Genomic DNA, 15,617 nt, shown 5'->3' with positions numbered 1-15,617 from the left:
TTTTTATTGCGGGGCGGAAGTCAATTGGTGCCAATTCAATTAGCGCCAGTTAGGATTGCCATCGAGTGCTTCCCAAAGCGATGGAGCCGCAGTGGGATTCCAGTTCGCACCCCGTTCAGATTGATGTCCTTGGCGCACGCGATAGCTGCGACCTTGATAATTAACGATCTGGCCTTTGCTGTAGTACTTACCTTCTTGCCAGCCAAAACGACCATTGTTGCGCCGTTCAACCGGTGCCCAAAGTGAGGCCGCTGCTTCTGGGTTCCAATTCGCGCCGCGCTCGGCTTTATGCCCTTGACGTGCTTCATAAGTTTGGCCTTGGTAACGAACAATCTCACCTTGGCTGTAATGGCGACCTTCGCGCCATGGGCTGGATGCCCATGCTGAAGTCGCTACAAGCAACAATAAGGGGAATAGGGCTTTGGTTTTGAAAGACATATCGTCAACTCCAAGTGATCAGTATGCGTGAGTGTTTCATGCTTCTGCATTGAACGACAATGTACTAGATTACTTTTGTACAAAGTTGCCGGCCTTGATCTACGTCTTGGCGCGCATACGCTTGTTGCTGCGCTGCTGTAAAAAAAGCCATTCAAATAGATTGAATGGCTTTTTGTCTGTTCGGGATTGATTGAAATCCGATTAATGGCTTTTTCCACCGAGGCAGAAAATCGTTTTGCCATACACTTCGTTGAGGACTTGCGCCATGGCGGTGTAAATGGCCGATGCGCCGCACAGTAAACCAACAAAACCGGCGATTTGTTTAATCGTTGCTGATTCGCTGAAATCGCTGATTGCGAGCAAAACAAACAAAATAGTCAAAGAGCCAAAAATGAACTGTGACGCTTTGTCCATTTTGAGCGTACCGATAAACAAGAATGCAGTGAAAATACCCCACATTAATAAATATGCACCCATGGCTGAGCTGGTCGCCGCTTCGGCTAGGCCCATTTTAGGCAGTACCAACAAACCAACTAAAGACAGCCAGAAACAGCCGTATGAAGTAAATGCCGTGGTGCCGAAGGTATTGCCTTTTTTCCATTCTAAGACGCCGGCAATCACTTGAGCTAGGCCGCCATAAAAAAATGCCCATGGCTAAGATCATGGCGCTATTACCAAACAAGCCCAGATTGTGCAGGTTCAATAGCACAGTCGTCATGCCAAAACCCATTAGGCCCAATGGCGCAGGGTTGGCAGTAAGGTCTTTCTCGGCAAATAGAGTTGGGGCCGTCATCTTGCGTATTCCTATAAATTGTCAATTAGAGCTGCTTTATACAGGGGCGCAATGATATAGGATTTGTAACGTATCAAGAAATAGCTGATTGGTATAATTATTTACTATTTGCGCGATAACTGCGCCAGCCATCGATGGCATACACCGCTAAGGCCAGCCAAATTAAGCCAAAGCCGATGATTTGAGCCGCACCAAACGCTTCATGAAAAACAAATACACCGATCAAGAGCTGCAGCGTTGGGCCGGTGTATTGCAAAATACCAACCAAAGACAGTGGGATTTTTCTAGCGCCAGCGGCAAATAGCAGCAGTGGAATGGCGGTAATCGGGCCCGCCAACAACACCAGTGCTTGTGTGGAAATTGGCGCGCGTACAAAATCACTTTGTCCTGTGGCGAGTAAATACACCATGGCGGCCAGAGCGATGGGAAATAACACCAAGGTTTCTAGCGACAGCCCTTCCAGCGCGCCAAGTTGGGCTGTTTTGCGCAGTAAACCATATAGCGCGAAAGTACAGGCTAAGATCAGCGCAATCCAAGGCAAATGGCCCGCTTGCCAGGTAAGCCAAGCAACGCCTGTTGCGGCAATGGCAATGGCCAGCCATTGGGCTGGGCGAAGGCGCTCGTGCAAAAAAATAACGCCCAGCAATACATTAATCAAAGGATTAATAAAATACCCTAGGCTGGCATCAACCACGCGCCCAGCATTGACGGCCCATATATAGGTATACCAGTTGCTGGCGAGTAAGACGGCGCTCAAGATAAAAACGCCAATCAGCTTGGGTTGTTTTAGTGCCGGTTTGAGCCATGCCCAGCGTTGCTTAATGAGTAGCACTGCGCTTAAAAAGACCAGCGACCAAATAAAACGGTGCAGCACAATCTCTTCAGGGGCGATGCCATGCAGCGCTTTAAAAATAAAGCGGAAATAAGCCCCAGATCAAAAAGGCCAGCAGGGTGTAAATAATGCCGAGTTGCATGCCGAGAGCCAAAAAGCGAAGAAAGCCTTTGAGTGTAATCTTTTTGGCTGCTCGGTGTCAGGTGATTTAGCCCAATTGTCCTGATGCTGCGAGCTCACGGATTTTGCGAACGGTATCAATATCGGTTTCACGCCATGCCGATTTAAGAAACTCAAGATAATGCGCCGTTTCCGGATCGGGAGAATCTGGGTGTGGCGTGATATAGGTAAAGCGAACAAATAGCGCTTCTGGGCTAGGTTCTTCAATTTTCATGATCATTTGTCCGCCGCCATGTTCACTACTGGCTTCGGTGTGATAATGCACCCGAGTTTGGTGCTCGTATTGGATTTTATCGATGACAGTCAGTTTACCCATCACCATTTTGCGTTGCACCCAGTCTGGACCGCGCTCAAGCAGCGCGACTTCATCAACATGATCCATAAACGCCATTGGTGATTCAGCACGATAGACTAAGCCTTGCCACAGTTGTTGCCGAGTGAGTAGTGGCGTGAGCATTTGTGTTAGGTCATTAATTTGGATGAGATGTTCAAATTGCATGCTGGCCGTCTCTGTAGTGGATTGGATTGGCGCATTATAGGCCGATTAATTGGCGAAATGGGCTTGACGATAGTAAATAAGGCCTGTATTATCACGCCTCTTTGTATGAGTCAGCCTTTGATTCATGCCAGTGCGCCCGTAGCTCAGTTGGATAGAGTATCTGGCTACGAACCAGAGGGTCGGGCGTTCGAATCGCTCCGGGCGCACCATTTCTACTTCATTTCTCCCATTTTTATTACATGATTTCTACATTTAGCCTTGTGGCTTCTTGTTTTTTAATCAATCGTAGCTTTTCCTAATATTCCTTACGGTTTTTGTTGTTTCTAAACGACTTGGCGTTTATCCTCAAACGCTTGTAATTTGGAAATCCTCGGTGTGAAGCCCTTTTTGTTTTCCCGTTTAACCACTTGGTATGCTGCCAATCGTTTGGCATGTCGTTTGGCATGGTCGGTTTTTGCTGCCGGTTTGGTCGTGACCGTTTCCCTCACCTTGGTTTTGCTGCAGGTTGAATACAACCGTGGGCTATTAAAAGCCCGGGCCGATTTGCGAACTTTAGGGCATAGTGCTGTATCGCAATTGGCGAGCAATTTATGGCTGGTCAATACCGAAGCGGTGCATAGTCAGCTCAATTCACTGCGGCAAACGCGGGTGATTGACTATGTGCAATTGCTTGAAAATGACGGGCAAATTTACGCTTCTGGCGTTGATATTCAAGGCGCAGAAAACACGCTGACCGAAACCTTTCCCATTGCCTATTTGCATCCGCTGACCAATCAGCACGTCAATCTGGGGCAATTGAGCCTAACCGTCTCGCTGAAAGGGTTTAAAACCCAGTTGCTCGATCAATTTTTGCGTTTACTGTTGCTCGAAGGTTTTGGCATGGGCGCTGCTGGCCTATGCTTTTTGGTGTTGTATCATCGCTTAATCGCCCGCCACTTAAGCCACATTGCGCAATATACTGGTCAGTTAAATTACAATTTATTGGCTGCGCCGCTCCAGTTGGCGCGCGCGCGCAGAAAATGATGAGCTGCAATCATTAGTGCACGCGTTTAATCAAATGCGGATCAATCTGCAGCATGGCGTCAAGCAAAGAGAAGAGGCGCAGCGGGCTTTATATGTAGAAAAAGAATTGGCCGATGTGACGTTGATTTCTATTACCGATGCCATTTTAACCACCACGCCAGATTTTAAAGTTAAATTACTCAATCCTGCCGCAGAGCGCCTGCTCGCTTGGACGCAAATCGAGGCGCGAGATCGGTGTGTGAGCCAAATCGTTTGTCAGGGCGGGGATTTAAACGCGGATGATTTTTTTTGCCGTCTTGCTGCATGCCCGCGAGCGCAATAAAGCCATTGCACGGCAAACGGTGGCCTTGGCCAATCGTCGCGGCGAGCGATTTATTGTTGAATATGCAGTCGCGCCGATTAATGATCCCGATGGTCAGGTTGAAGGCATGGTGCTGGTGCTGCACGACGTGACTGAATCGCAAGCGCTCACCGCCAAGCTCGCTTACCAAGCTGACCATGATTACCTCACGGGCCTTACCAATCGGCGTGGTTTTGAGCGTGCATTGATTGCAGCGCATCAGCTGGCCACCGAGTCGAATCAGCAACACATTTTAATGTTGCTCGATTTTGGATCAATTTAAATTAGTCAACGACACCTGCGGGCATTTGGCTGGCGATGAATTGCTGCGCTTAGTGACTAATTTATTGCAAAGCTTAATGAGTGCAGAAAACAGCATGCTAGGGCGCTTAGGTGGGGATGAATTTGGAATTTTGATTTCTGGCGATCAAATTCCGCAGGCGCAAATATTGGCTGAGCGTATTTTGCACGCTTTGGCGCAGTTTCGTTTTGTTTGGCAAGGACGGCCCCACGGCGTGACGGTGAGTATTGGTTTGGTGATGATTGACGCGCATTGCGTTAGCGCGCAAGAAGCCATGAGCCAAGCGGATATCGCGTGTTTTGCCGCCAAAGACGCTGGTCGCAATCGCCTGAGTTGGTACAGTCAGGATGATACTGAATTGCAAGAGCGGCATAACGAATTGCAATTACTCGCTACCCTAAAAGAAGCCATTGAGCAAAATCGTTTTCAATTGTATTACCAAAAAATTGAGCCATTTGATCGAGAGCTGCATCAACTGCCGCATTATGAAATTTTATTGCGCTTAGTCGATGCCAATGGCCGAATTATCCCACCGGGGGCTTTTATTCCAGCTGCCGAGCGCTACGATATGATGGCTTTAATTGATTGCTGGGTGGTAGAGCACAGCTTGAAATACCTAGCGCAATGCAAACAGGAGCAGCGTGCATTACCACAATTGGCGATTAATTTATCCGGTAAATCATTAAATAAAAAAACCTTGGCATTTATTTTGCAGCAGCTGGATTTAACCGGCGTATCGCCAACGTTTGTGTGTTTTGAAATCACCGAAACGGCGGCGATTTCTAATTTAAAAGAATCAACACAGTTTATTGAAACCTTGCGTGCACGTGGCTGTATGTTTGCCTTGGATGATTTTGGTAGTGGTTTTTCATCGTTTAATTACCTCAAAACCCTGCCGGTTGATTATTTAAAAATCGATGGCAGTTTAGTGACCGATATTGTGAATGATCGGGTGTGCCGGCAAATGGTGATCGCCGTTAATGACATTGCGCATAGTTTGGGTTGTAAAACCATTGCCGAATTTGTCGAGACCGAAGAAATTTTGGCGCAATTGGCAACGATCGGTGTCGACTTTGCCCAAGGCTATTACTTTGGTGAACCTGCACCCTTGGTTTAACGAAGATGGGTATTGCTCACTGCGCTATTTATTTAAAAGGGCGCAAGGCAATACCTGTATATAAATATGCTGATGATGTATTGCAGCAAAGCCTCAATCATTGCGCCCAAACTTGCACATCATCGCTCGTGTTTGGCACGAACGATGATGGCGCGAGATCTGTGGGCGTCAGAGTATGTTTTTAATTGAGGCGATTCCAATTGCGAGTGGCTTGGTTGAAAAAGCCAGAGTCTCGATACACTTTTTCGATCGTGCCTTGCTCTCTGAGTTTAGCTAAGCCTAAATTAAGCGACTGAGCCACCTCGCTGCCGATCGGTGAAGCTTTGCTCACAAAGAAATGCCGGCTGCCTTGTAGTCCTACTTTCACATTGGCAATCGGCACGAGTTTACGCCCGCCGGCTTGCATCGATAAATCGGCCGTCGGTTGAAACGGCGCAAGCAACACATCGGCGCGTTTTTTCCCCAGCATCCCTACCATTGAATCCCAGCTTTGGGTCTTTAACACGTGCTTAAATTTAATGCCCTCCAGCGTTGCCACATCGGGCAGCCAGCTTTCGGCGACAACCGCAGTGAGTGCTTGAATTTGCGGTAGTGTTTTAGATAGACGCGCATCGGCATTGTCGGCAGTGGTATAAAGCCCGGCCTCAAATTCGCCTTGGCGAATGCTGGGCTCGCTAATAAACACTTTGTCGTTAATTTGTTTTAAGTCGATAAACCAAGCGCTATTGCCACCCAAGGTGGCCGTGCCCGTGGTGATTTCTTTAATAAAGCGGCTATATGAATCGCTGGTATTGTCGACCTTTACGATTTTAACCGGATAAGTATTGCCCCCGGCTTTCAGCGCCTGCTGCACTAAGACTAGCTCGACGACATCACGGCGCGAGCCCGGGCCGCCATACTGGGTGAGTGTGATGGGGTCACGGCCGGCAATAAATTGCTGGTAGTCATTAAATACATCTTGTTGTGTCAGAATCGTAATGGTTTTCTCATTGGCAAACCCTGATAAACTTGCGGCAAAGAGTAAAAAACCAGTCGCAATATGAGTGAGTTTTAAGCCGATCATTGCAAGCCTTTATGATGAATGTGTCAGTTTGCCTATGATGGCAAGCTGTAAGAAAATTGGCAAGCAAAGCCTGCGCCTTGCTTGGTATTGGGCAGGAATACGAAATAATCAGTAAAAATCACATGACTAGCCTTGAATTGACTCGGCACGCCCCGATATTTAAGCTAGCTGTTCAACCCTTACGATTTAATCCCGCTAGGAGCATTACATGTCTGTACTCGTTGCGAAGCAAGCCCCTGATTTTACCGCCGCCGCTGTGTTGGGCTCGGGTGAAATCGTTGAAAACTACAATTTGAAAGCAGCCACTGCTGGCAAGTATGCAGTGATTTTCTTTTATCCACTGGATTTCACCTTCGTATGCCCGTCAGAATTAATCGCTTTTGACCATCGTTTGGCTGAATTTAAAGCACGCAATGTAGAAGTGATTGGTATTTCGATCGACAGCCAATTCTCGCATTCTGCGTGGCGCAATACCCCAGTCAATAAAGGCGGTATTGGCCCAGTTGGCTACACCTTGGTGGCTGACGTAAAACACGAAATTTGCAAAGCCTACGACGTTGAATTGGCTGACGCGGGCGTGGCCTTGCGCGGTTCATTCTTGATCGACAAAGCCGGTGTGGTTCAGCACCAAGTGATCAATAACCTGCCATTGGGTCGTGACATCGACGAAATGTTGCGCGTGGTGGATGCCTTGCAATTTACTGAAGAACACGGCGAAGTTTGCCCAGCAGGTTGGAACAAAGGCAAAAAAGGCATGACCGCTTCAGCCGATGGCGTTGCCGATTACCTTGCGAATAACGCAGCAGCGTTGTAATTGATTTTTCGCTAAACGATAAAAACCCTGCCATTGTTGCAGGGTTTTTTTTGCTGTTGGTTTTTGAATTGCTTGGCTTCACCACGAGATTTTTGTATGTCACAACATGTTATTGCGCCGCCCGCCGTTGGCATTAGTCCACTCACTTGGTATCAATCACTGGCGAGCCAAGAGGGCTTTATTAGCGACCAATCGCAAGCCGCCGCGATTGATCGCCTCGAAACGCTTTGGCAAGCCTTTGATGGTGTTTAAGCAAAAGCGCAATCGCCTGTTTGGCAAAAGTTTATTGCCGATGCCAGAGCTACCGCGTGGCCTGTATTTTTGGGGCGGCGTGGGGCGTGGTAAAAGCTTTTTGATGGATGCGTTTTACGCTGGCTTGCCATTTAAGCGCAAAAAAGCGGCTGCATTTTCATCATTTTATGCAGCAAATCCATAAAGATTTACGTGCCCAGCAAGGGCAAAATGATCCGCTGGGTAAGGTTGCCGAGCAATGGGCCAAATCTTGCCGCGTGCTGTGTGTTTTTGACGAATTTCATGTGTCCGACATTGCCGACGCAATGATATTGGGGCGCTTAATGGAGCAATTATTTAGTCGCGGCGTGATCTTGGTCACGACCTCGAACTATCCACCGGATGGCTTGTACCCCAATGGGCTGCATCGGGCGAGCTTTTTGCCGACCATTGAACTTCTCAAAGCCAAACTCGATGTACTGAATGTTGATGGTGGCCAAGATTTCCGCCTGCGCACGCTCACTGCAGCGCGCACTTATTTGTACCCCAATAACGCCGAGAATGAGCAGGAACTGACCGAGCTTTTTATCAAAATGGCCACCGCGCACGATGAAAGCACCCAGATTGAAATCGAAGGCCGCCAACTAAAAGCACGGCGCCGCGCCGGTGGCGCAATCTGGTTTGATTTTGCCGTACTGTGTGGTGATGGCCGTGGACAAGCCGATTACTTGGCCTTGGCGCAGGAATATCACACGGTGTTTTTTATCTGGCTTGCCAAAACTGAGTGCCGAGCAAAGCAATCTAGCGCGCCGCTTTACTTGGCTGGTCGACGTGTTTTACGACAACCGCGTCAAACTCATCATCGCGCCGCCGATGTGCCGGTAGAAGAGGTCTACGTCGCTGGCTTGCAAGCATCCGAATTCTTCCGCACCGCCAGCCGCCTCTCGGAAATGCAGTCCAAAGAATACCTCGCCCTCGCGCATCAAACGTTGGAACAACAGACGGCGGGGGTGGTGGAGACCTGAATTTTTTCTGACTCCATGCTATTGTTTTGCTTTCGTTTGAATTCGGAGCAAAGTCATGGCTAAGGGGTATTGGATAGTCCGCCTTGATATCACGCATATCGAGTCATTTCAAGCTTATATCGCAGCTAATGGTGCCGCGTTGGCGCAATATGGAGCGATGTATCTGACTCAAGCAGGTAAATTTATTGTTCCAGAGGGGAATACCCGTTCACGTAATACCATCGTTGAATTCCCTAGCTATCAGGCCGCACTCGACTGTTGGCACTGCGCCCCGTATCAAGCCGCTAAAGCGTTACGCGAAGGCTCGTGTGAGATTGACTTGGTGATTGTTGAAGGGTGTGAAATTGCTGTACCGAAACCCGTCGATTTTATCTAGTCCAACATTTGAATTGTAGCTATTAAACATGCAAACACTATTTCGTATCGCCGTTGAATTGGATGCTGAAGCAATCGCACAATTAGTGAACAGAGCTTACCGGCCTAGATCTATAGCAAAAGGCTGGACTCACGAAGCGGCGTTGATTTCGGGAGATAGAACCAACTGCGAGCAAATTAAGAAGCTATTTCAGCCTCAATCCGCAATTTTACTGCTTTGCGAGGACACTGAAATTGTGGCTTGCGTTCACGTAGAACGACGTGATGAGGCGGCTTATATTGGCATGCTATCCACTGATCCCTTGTGCCAAGCACAAGGCATAGGTAAGCAGATGCTTACGAGTGCAGAGCAGTATGCCGTAGCTAATTTTAAGTCTGATGTTTTAAAAATTTCAGTGCTTTCATCTAGGCCAGAACTTCAAGCTTTTTATGAGCGAAGAGGGTATTTATTATCTGGCCACGTTGAGGATTATCCTGTCGCAGCAGGAGTAGGACAGCCAAAAGTAAATGGCTTGCATGTAGTTGGAATGGAAAAACGATGTAATTAAGCATGTTCGTAATATCAGTCCAGTAGGCTTGGGCTCGATAGCCCAACTTACAAATTCTAAGCGGTGTAGGGCGCACTCAAAGCGCAGCGTAGTGCGCCGAATGTCGAATGCACAACGCACAAATTTATTGGGTGTATCTGCTGCTAGGTCTTTTTCTTAAAAGGCTAGTGCAAGATACCCTACTATTAAAACAAAATTAACGCTGTTTGCCGGTGCCTTAACCTGTTTCTTTCCCTTTTATCGAGGTGGCTTATGTTGGCGATTACGACGCTGAATCAACAATTGGTTTTGACTGATCATCCGACCCCTGAGCCAGCTGCGGGGCAGTTATTGATTAAGGTGATGGCGGCGGGGGTGAATCGGGCGGATTTGATGCAGGCGCAGGGCAAATATCCGCCGCCCGCTGGTGAGTCGCTGACCATCGGTTTAGAGGTGGCGGGCGTGGTGGTGGCGTTGGGCGAGGGGGTGAGCGATTTTGCGGTCGGCGATGCGGTGTTGGGTTTGGTCGGTGGTGGTGCTTATGCCGAGTATTGCTTGCTCGATCAATCGCTTTGCTGCTTAAAGCCCGATACCCTCGATTTTGCCGCGGCGGCAAGTTTGCCCGAGGTGTGGATGACGGCGTGGTTGAATTTAATTGACGTTGGTCAGCTTAAAGCGGGGCAGCGGGTGTTGATTCACGCCGGTGCCAGCGGTGTTGGCGCGGCGGCGATTCAGTTGGCCAAGTCGCTCGGCGCTTGGGTGGCGGTGACGACCAGCTCGACGGAAAAGCAGGCGTTTTGCCGCGATATGGGCGCTGATTTAGTCATTGATTATCGCAGCCAAGATTTTGCAACTACGCTTAAAGCCGCGGGCGGCGTGGATTTAATTTTGGATACGGTGGGCGGCGATTATGTCGCAGCCAATCAGCTTTGCCTCAATAGCGATGGCAGCATCATTGTGATTGGCTTACTCAAAGGCCTGAGCTGCGAGATTAATTTGGGCTTGCTGCTGGTCAAGCGACAAAAAATTCAAGGCTCAGCACTGCGTAGTCAAGCGCTCGCCGTCAAGGCCAGGTTGGCGATGGCGCTACGCGATACAGTGTTGCCGCGCCTCGCCAGTGGCGAATATCGCATTACGCTCGATCGCACGTTTGCGCTCAAAGACGCGCAAGCCGCGCATGAATATGTCGCAGCCAGTCGCAATTGCGGCAAAGTGGTGCTGCTTACCGAATCAATTGCATAAGAGAGGGTTTATGTTTCAAGGCAATATGCCGCAACTGATGGCAGCGTATAAACCAATGGCAAAACCAGCAAATGTACGCTGCCGCTGCCACCTTAAGTGACGCTGAGCGCAAGGCGGATCGTGGGGCGTATTTTAAGTCGATTCATAGCACGCTCAATCATATTGTTTGGGGGGATTTGATGTGGCTGTCGCGCTTTACTGGCGAAACGCTGATTAGCTCGCCGCCGGGCGAGGATGTTTATGCTGATTTTGCCGAGTTACACGCCGCGCGGATGGCGCTGGATGCGCGGATCATGGCGTGGGCCAATGGCTTAGATGCTGCTTGGCTGAACGAGCCAGTGACGTGGACCAGCAAGGTGTATGGTTTTACCCAAACCATTCCACGCTGGGTGCAGGTACAGCATTTTTTCAATCACCAAACGCATCATCGCGGCCAAGTGAGTACCTTGCTGATGCAACAGGGGATTGATGTCGGTGTGACCGATTTGCCGCTATTGCCGATGCTCAATGATTAGACAATGTTCAGATTGCGTGTTGATGGTTTTAAGTGACTGCGGCACGGCTGTTTACAGTCGCAGTCCGCGACGGGGACCCATTTTTCTTTGACTCGCCAAAGAAAATGGGGGAAAAGAAAGGCGACCCGAGCGCGCCCAGCTCCGCTGTTCCCTCGATCGATCGTGAGCCAAACGATAAAGCTGTTTGTCTCTCTCCTCACTCGGTGCGCTTGGACGGGATTTTAAGCCCCAGACCGACGAGCGCGGCACGGCATCAACACAAAATCTGAACATTGCCAATGATTAGTGGGTATTGATCACCAAACTATACATTGCAAAGCTTGGTGGCAAATACCTGTTTATTTAAGTTTGTTGACTCATCTGCCACGCCGCAAGTAGCTCGGCGTAGGCTACGCCGTTGATCTGTAGGCCTTCGAGTTGCTCGCTGTTAATTTGCGCTTGGCTTAGGTCACAATCGCGAATTTGCGCGCCCGCTAAATCGCAGCGCTCTATTGTTACTGGCTCATTATCGCCATGCCAGCCGCGCGCTAAATCGTGTAAATGCGCGCCGCCCCACGAGGCGTGGGCGATTTTAACGCCGCCTAATCTCGCGTCGCCAATGGAAAGCCGCGTCAGGTTCACATTGTGCAGTTGCGCGTCTTGCATGCAGGTATCAATAAAACGACTGCCATTTAAATTGCTACTAAAAAATGTGGCATCGGCGATGGCGCAGTCATGCCAATCGTTGGCGTTTAAATTCAGGCCGATATGGTGCTGCGGCTTGCTTGGGTTGTGGCGTAAATGGCGAATAAAGGTGACGCAGTTGTCGTCGCGATCAGCCACTTGGTAGCCGCATTGGACATAAAAGCGCTCATTATCCTTGCTGTGCGCGCTGGTGCTTAGCGACCAACTATTGGCTTGGGGACTAATTTTTCGAGTTGCGCCAAAGCTTGAGTGGCAATGCCTTGGCGGCCAAATGCAGGATCAACGTGCAGATATTCAACATACGCTTGCCCAGCGATGGGGCCCAAATAAGCAATGCCGCCAACGCACACACCAGCGACTTCAATGGCAAAATAGTGCGATGTTGCAATCGCATACGCCATTTTGTGCGGGCAATCATAGCCGCCAGATCCTGCGCTATCACTGTCCGAGCTCCACGGCCCACAACGGCGGGCATGGGCTAAATACGCTGCCCGCTGTATGGCGGCCAATTGCTCGGCATCGTCTGTGGTCGCGGCGCGTAGTTGAACAGCGGCAGTGCTGGCTAGATTTGGGCGCGGTAGGATGAAAAAATCAAACTCGCCCTCGTCCGGTACGGTGGTTTTGTCGTGCGGCACGATTGTGTTACCTCGTGGCACGGTGGTTTTGCCTCGTGGCAAAAACCCCACTTTTTCGACCACGCGGCGCGAGCCGATATTCCAGTCTTTAACAATCGCCACCAAGGCGGCGGTGTTGCTGCTGGCAAAAAACGCCTGCGTTGCTGCGGCTACGGCTTCCGTGGTCAATCCGCATTGACGGTGCTCGCGGCCGATGGCATATGCCACTTCGGGGAAGCTCGATTGCAGCCCATCTTTGGGCCAAATGCCAACCCAGCCGATGAGTTCATTGCTTTTGGCGAGCGTAATGGCGTAGAGCCATTCGCTGATCGGTTCATGCTCGGTCAAATAGAATTGTTGCCATGCCGCTAGATAGTCGCGCAATTGTGCGTCGCTCATCGCCCAGTCGGGCAGGATGTCGATAATTTCAGCTTGCTGGGTGAGGGCGCGTAGCGCGGTAAAGTCGTTGCCGGTGAAAGTGCGCAGCACGAGGCGCGCAGTAGAGAGCGAGGTTTGCATACTGATATTCCTAAAATTAGCCGTGACCATCCGCGCCTTGCGTAAGGCGGCTAGCGGATAGTCAGAAAGTAGCGGACGATCAAAACCCCAACTTGGCTTGCAAGTGGTTGATCGGCGGTGGGGGCTAATTAATTAGGCACGGGAATATCAAGTAAAGGATGGCATAAGCAAACAGCATATGCCGATGTAATCAGGCGCGTCAAAAGCATCGCTTAGTGCAATCGAAGTTGTTGCCGAAACCTAACACAGGGTATAGCTTCATTGGCGATGCTGCAACAGCGCTAGAGGTAAATACCCTTGCCGTTTTAGCGCAGCGAATTCCAGTTGGCGATGGCTTCTTTTTTATTGCTGCCTTGCTGGCCGATGGCGCTGCAGTTGCCGTTTTTGCCTAGCTTGCTGCATTGCACCCAAAAGCGATTTGATCCGGCTTTGTGTTGCTCGGCGATGGCGCCGCATTTTGGACAGGGTTTTGGCGTTGGGCGACCGGTTTGGTCGGTGCTGGAGGTGGTGATCATGGCGGTCTTTCTGCAGTAAAACGTAAGCTTACCTTGTTCTTGGTTTTTTGACTCGTAGAAATTGCAAAAGACGATGACCAAAGGCCGCAGTAGCGGCGGTGATTTCTGTCGTCAATCCTTGCTGCGCTCGCTTAGTGAACGTCAATCAATGGCGCACAGTTCAATATTTTTGGAATGGCTGCAGGCTTTTGCTTCGCGGTGCTGCCGCCACGAACGGGGAAACATTCGTGGCGAGCAGGGCGATTAATGCACCGCTTGCAGCATGCCTTCAACGACTTTTTTCGCGTCACCAAATACCATCATGGTTTTGTCCATATAAAACAATTCATTGTCTAGCCCGGCATAACCGGCGCTCATCGAGCGTTTGACCACCATCACCGTGCGTGCCTTATACGCGTCTAAAATCGGCATGCCATAAATGCTGCTGCTCGGGTCGTTCTTGGCGGCAGGATTAACCACGTCATTGGCGCCGATGACCAGTACCACGTCGGTGCTGGCAAAGTCGCTATTGATTTCATCCATTTCGATCACGCGCTCATAGGGTACTTCGGCCTCGGCCAATAGCACATTCATGTGGCCTGGCATACGTCCGGCCACTGGGTGAATGGCATAGCGCACATCGACGCCGCGCTCAGTGAGTAAATCCGTCAGCTCTTGCAGCGCATGCTGCGCGCGCGACACGGCTAAGCCGTAGCCGGGGATGATAATCACGCGTTCGGCGTTTTCCATTAAAAAATGCCGCATCATCCGCCGAGCCCGAACGATAGTTTTTCTGCGCGCTGCCTGCGGGGCCCGCCGCAGCCACTTCGGCACCAAAACCACCGAGCAGCACCGATACAATCGAGCGGTTCATCGCTTTACACATGATGTACGACAAAATCGCACCGGATGCGCCAACGCAAGCGCCAGCGATAATCAGTACCGGATTATCCAGCGTAAAGCCAATGCCGGCCGCCGCCCAGCCCGAATACGAATTGAGCATCGATACCACCACCGGCATATCCGCGCCACCAATTGGGATAATCAGCAACACCCCAAGCGCCAAGGCAATCGCGACCATCGCCAAAAATGCCGCTTGGCTGCCGGTGGCGTAAAACGCGATCCCAAGGCCGACCATGCTGAGTGCCAGTAGCAGATTGACTAAATGCTGGCCTTTAAAGTTGATCGCGCGCGCGCCAAACTTGCCCGACAATTTGCCGTAGGCGACGACCGAGGCGGTAAAGGTAATCGCGCCGATGAATGCGCCTAAAAAGAGCTCAATTTGCTGCGCGCCAGTGTGGCTCATTCCGGTATGGAACACGGCGGCGATGGCGATTAATACCGCAGATAAACCGACCAAAGAATGCATCGCGGCCACCAGTTCCGGCATCGCTGTCATGGCTACGGTGCGTGCTTTATATGCGCCAACCAAGGCACCAGCGGCCATTGCGGCGACAATCAGCCATACCACTGGGCTCACAGCGACAAAAAATGTCGTTGCTACGGCGATAGTCATGCCAACCATGCCGTATAAATTGCCGCGCAAAGCGGTGTGTGGTGAGGAAAGACCGCGTAGCGATAAAATAAACAGTACCGCAGCAACCAGATAGAGCAGGGCCGTTAAGTTCGCCATTATTTCGCTCCTTTTTTTCGATTTGAACATATCGAGCATGCGCTGAGTGACCAAAAAGCCACCAAAAATATTGATACTGGCGAGGAAAATCGCTACCGCGCCAAGAACGCTCGTGAGCGTAATTTGCTGGGCGTTGATATCCACCACTTGCAGCATGGCGCCAACGACGATAATCCCCGAAATGGCATTGGTGACCGCCATCAGCGGCGTATGTAGCGCAGGTGTGACATTCCACACCACGTGGTAGCCGACAAAAAATCGCCAACACAAAAATCGTTAAACTGGCCATCAATGGATCGCTCGTTGCGGCATGGGCGATGGGGGCGGCAGCCGTTGTAGAAGCGGCTAGGGCAAGAGT

Annotated in this window: 19 protein-coding genes, 1 tRNA gene and 3 pseudogenes; 13 read left to right on the top strand and 10 right to left on the bottom strand. The window is 50.3% G+C overall.

What is annotated here, in order from left to right; translation table 11 throughout:
* Nucleotides 1-39 precede the first annotated feature (39 nt).
* The 4 genes and pseudogenes from GKO28_RS01670 to GKO28_RS01655 form a co-directional block, all read right to left on the bottom strand.
* Complete coding sequence (locus GKO28_RS01670) at nucleotides 40-438, bottom strand: carbohydrate-binding protein (protein ID WP_182075142.1); 399 nt, start codon at nucleotides 436-438, stop codon at nucleotides 40-42.
* Between the two features lie 201 nt (nucleotides 439-639).
* Nucleotides 640-1,156: pseudogene (locus tag GKO28_RS01665) on the bottom strand (acetate uptake transporter).
* A 172-nt stretch (nucleotides 1,157-1,328) separates the two neighbouring features.
* Entirely contained in the window at nucleotides 1,329-2,105 is a 777-nt protein-coding gene (gene rarD, locus GKO28_RS01660) for an EamA family transporter RarD (protein ID WP_307838930.1), read from the bottom strand.
* A 166-nt stretch (nucleotides 2,106-2,271) separates the two neighbouring features.
* Nucleotides 2,272-2,742 carry an SRPBCC family protein gene (locus tag GKO28_RS01655; RefSeq protein WP_182075141.1) on the bottom strand — a complete coding sequence of 157 codons (471 nt, stop codon included), beginning with the start codon at nucleotides 2,740-2,742 and terminating at the stop codon, nucleotides 2,272-2,274.
* A 132-nt stretch (nucleotides 2,743-2,874) separates the two neighbouring features.
* Here GKO28_RS01655 and GKO28_RS01650 point away from each other — a divergent pair.
* The 5 genes from GKO28_RS01650 (at nucleotide 2,875) to GKO28_RS01630 (ending at nucleotide 5,523) form a co-directional block, all read left to right on the top strand.
* Nucleotides 2,875-2,951 (top strand) — tRNA-Arg (locus tag GKO28_RS01650).
* 151 nt (nucleotides 2,952-3,102) lie between these two features.
* Nucleotides 3,103-3,765 carry a hypothetical protein gene (locus GKO28_RS01645; RefSeq protein WP_182075140.1) on the top strand — a complete coding sequence of 221 codons (663 nt, stop codon included), beginning with the start codon at nucleotides 3,103-3,105 and terminating at the stop codon, nucleotides 3,763-3,765.
* 34 nt (nucleotides 3,766-3,799) lie between these two features.
* Entirely contained in the window at nucleotides 3,800-4,087 is a 288-nt protein-coding gene (locus GKO28_RS01640) for a hypothetical protein (RefSeq protein WP_182075139.1), read from the top strand.
* On the top strand, nucleotides 4,044-4,388 hold the full coding sequence (locus GKO28_RS01635; protein WP_182075138.1) for a PAS domain S-box protein: 345 nt from the start codon (nucleotides 4,044-4,046) through the stop codon (nucleotides 4,386-4,388). The genes GKO28_RS01640 and GKO28_RS01635 overlap by 44 nt, the downstream gene beginning before the upstream one ends.
* Nucleotides 4,375-5,523, top strand: coding sequence for a bifunctional diguanylate cyclase/phosphodiesterase (locus GKO28_RS01630; protein WP_182075137.1), 1,149 nt, complete (start codon nucleotides 4,375-4,377; stop codon nucleotides 5,521-5,523). Before GKO28_RS01635 ends, GKO28_RS01630 begins: the two co-directional genes overlap by 14 nt.
* A gap of 181 nt (nucleotides 5,524-5,704) precedes the next feature.
* On the opposite strand, the gene GKO28_RS01625 is transcribed toward GKO28_RS01630, so the two are convergent.
* On the bottom strand, nucleotides 5,705-6,586 hold the full coding sequence (locus GKO28_RS01625; protein ID WP_182075136.1) for a hypothetical protein: 882 nt from the start codon (nucleotides 6,584-6,586) through the stop codon (nucleotides 5,705-5,707).
* Nucleotides 6,587-6,794: 208 nt separating this feature from the next.
* On the opposite strand from GKO28_RS01625, the gene GKO28_RS01620 reads away from it, so the two are divergent.
* From GKO28_RS01620 to GKO28_RS01595, 8 genes are all read left to right on the top strand, one after another.
* Nucleotides 6,795-7,400 carry a peroxiredoxin gene (locus GKO28_RS01620; protein WP_173533710.1) on the top strand — a complete coding sequence of 202 codons (606 nt, stop codon included), beginning with the start codon at nucleotides 6,795-6,797 and terminating at the stop codon, nucleotides 7,398-7,400.
* A gap of 96 nt (nucleotides 7,401-7,496) precedes the next feature.
* The gene (locus GKO28_RS18980) at nucleotides 7,497-7,652 is read left to right on the top strand and encodes a hypothetical protein (RefSeq protein WP_247646264.1); all 156 of its coding nucleotides are present in this window, start codon (nucleotides 7,497-7,499) and stop codon (nucleotides 7,650-7,652) included.
* Complete coding sequence (gene zapE / locus GKO28_RS18975; protein WP_247646263.1) at nucleotides 7,642-7,836, top strand: AFG1/ZapE family ATPase; 195 nt, start codon at nucleotides 7,642-7,644, stop codon at nucleotides 7,834-7,836. Before GKO28_RS18980 ends, zapE (GKO28_RS18975) begins: the two co-directional genes overlap by 11 nt.
* On the top strand, nucleotides 7,820-8,656 hold the full coding sequence (gene zapE / locus GKO28_RS01615) for a cell division protein ZapE (protein WP_247646262.1): 837 nt from the start codon (nucleotides 7,820-7,822) through the stop codon (nucleotides 8,654-8,656). The genes zapE (GKO28_RS18975) and zapE (GKO28_RS01615) overlap by 17 nt, the downstream gene beginning before the upstream one ends.
* A gap of 55 nt (nucleotides 8,657-8,711) precedes the next feature.
* Nucleotides 8,712-9,032, top strand: a complete 321-nt coding sequence (locus GKO28_RS01610; protein WP_182075135.1) for a DUF1330 domain-containing protein — start codon at nucleotides 8,712-8,714, stop codon at nucleotides 9,030-9,032.
* Nucleotides 9,033-9,060: 28 nt separating this feature from the next.
* On the top strand, nucleotides 9,061-9,579 hold the full coding sequence (locus tag GKO28_RS01605) for a GNAT family N-acetyltransferase (RefSeq protein WP_182075134.1): 519 nt from the start codon (nucleotides 9,061-9,063) through the stop codon (nucleotides 9,577-9,579).
* A gap of 252 nt (nucleotides 9,580-9,831) precedes the next feature.
* On the top strand, nucleotides 9,832-10,800 hold the full coding sequence (locus GKO28_RS01600) for an NAD(P)H-quinone oxidoreductase (RefSeq protein WP_182075133.1): 969 nt from the start codon (nucleotides 9,832-9,834) through the stop codon (nucleotides 10,798-10,800).
* Between the two features lie 47 nt (nucleotides 10,801-10,847).
* Nucleotides 10,848-11,315 (top strand): DinB family protein, encoded by a 468-nt coding sequence (locus GKO28_RS01595; RefSeq protein ID WP_307839070.1) that lies wholly within the window; start codon nucleotides 10,848-10,850, stop codon nucleotides 11,313-11,315.
* Between the two features lie 342 nt (nucleotides 11,316-11,657).
* On the opposite strand, the gene GKO28_RS01590 is transcribed toward GKO28_RS01595, so the two are convergent.
* From GKO28_RS01590 to GKO28_RS01570, 5 genes and pseudogenes are all read right to left on the bottom strand, one after another.
* Nucleotides 11,658-12,137: a pentapeptide repeat-containing protein gene (locus GKO28_RS01590; protein ID WP_182075131.1), complete on the bottom strand. Its 480-nt coding sequence runs from the start codon at nucleotides 12,135-12,137 to the stop codon at nucleotides 11,658-11,660.
* 56 nt (nucleotides 12,138-12,193) lie between these two features.
* Nucleotides 12,194-13,132, bottom strand: a complete 939-nt coding sequence (locus GKO28_RS01585) for a GNAT family N-acetyltransferase (protein ID WP_182075130.1) — start codon at nucleotides 13,130-13,132, stop codon at nucleotides 12,194-12,196.
* 305 nt (nucleotides 13,133-13,437) lie between these two features.
* Nucleotides 13,438-13,647 carry a Lar family restriction alleviation protein gene (locus GKO28_RS01580; RefSeq protein ID WP_173533715.1) on the bottom strand — a complete coding sequence of 70 codons (210 nt, stop codon included), beginning with the start codon at nucleotides 13,645-13,647 and terminating at the stop codon, nucleotides 13,438-13,440.
* 243 nt (nucleotides 13,648-13,890) lie between these two features.
* A pseudogene (locus GKO28_RS01575) lies at nucleotides 13,891-15,259 on the bottom strand (NAD(P)(+) transhydrogenase (Re/Si-specific) subunit beta).
* 15 nt (nucleotides 15,260-15,274) lie between these two features.
* Nucleotides 15,275-15,548 (bottom strand): annotated as a pseudogene (locus tag GKO28_RS01570) (proton-translocating transhydrogenase family protein); the annotation flags it as partial.
* Between the last annotated feature and the right edge of the window lie 69 nt (nucleotides 15,549-15,617).

This window comes from Deefgea sp. CFH1-16, assembly GCF_016881365.1.
GTDB lineage: Bacteria > Pseudomonadota > Gammaproteobacteria > Burkholderiales > Chitinibacteraceae > Deefgea.
The sequence above is the reverse complement of the archived record's forward strand: the minus strand, read 5'-3'. Positions and strand labels throughout refer to the sequence as shown.

Bases quoted from the DNA above. Each gene is read 5' to 3' on its own strand.
- GKO28_RS01655 (WP_182075141.1), bottom strand. From the start codon at position 2,742: ATGCAATTTGAACATCTCATCCAAATTAATGACCTAACACAAATGCTC.
- zapE (WP_247646262.1), top strand. From the start codon at position 7,820: ATGCAGCAAATCCATAAAGATTTACGTGCCCAGCAAGGGCAAAATGAT.
- GKO28_RS18980 (WP_247646264.1), top strand. From the start codon at position 7,497: ATGTCACAACATGTTATTGCGCCGCCCGCCGTTGGCATTAGTCCACTC.
- GKO28_RS01585 (WP_182075130.1), bottom strand. From the start codon at position 13,132: ATGCAAACCTCGCTCTCTACTGCGCGCCTCGTGCTGCGCACTTTCACC.
- GKO28_RS01640 (WP_182075139.1), top strand. From the start codon at position 3,800: ATGCGGATCAATCTGCAGCATGGCGTCAAGCAAAGAGAAGAGGCGCAG.
- GKO28_RS01670 (WP_182075142.1), bottom strand. From the start codon at position 438: ATGTCTTTCAAAACCAAAGCCCTATTCCCCTTATTGTTGCTTGTAGCG.
- GKO28_RS01625 (WP_182075136.1), bottom strand. From the start codon at position 6,586: ATGATCGGCTTAAAACTCACTCATATTGCGACTGGTTTTTTACTCTTT.
- zapE (WP_247646263.1), top strand. From the start codon at position 7,642: ATGGTGTTTAAGCAAAAGCGCAATCGCCTGTTTGGCAAAAGTTTATTG.
- GKO28_RS01605 (WP_182075134.1), top strand. From the start codon at position 9,061: ATGCAAACACTATTTCGTATCGCCGTTGAATTGGATGCTGAAGCAATC.
- GKO28_RS01620 (WP_173533710.1), top strand. From the start codon at position 6,795: ATGTCTGTACTCGTTGCGAAGCAAGCCCCTGATTTTACCGCCGCCGCT.
- GKO28_RS01635 (WP_182075138.1), top strand. From the start codon at position 4,044: ATGATTTTTTTTGCCGTCTTGCTGCATGCCCGCGAGCGCAATAAAGCC.
- GKO28_RS01600 (WP_182075133.1), top strand. From the start codon at position 9,832: ATGTTGGCGATTACGACGCTGAATCAACAATTGGTTTTGACTGATCAT.
- GKO28_RS01610 (WP_182075135.1), top strand. From the start codon at position 8,712: ATGGCTAAGGGGTATTGGATAGTCCGCCTTGATATCACGCATATCGAG.
- GKO28_RS01580 (WP_173533715.1), bottom strand. From the start codon at position 13,647: ATGATCACCACCTCCAGCACCGACCAAACCGGTCGCCCAACGCCAAAA.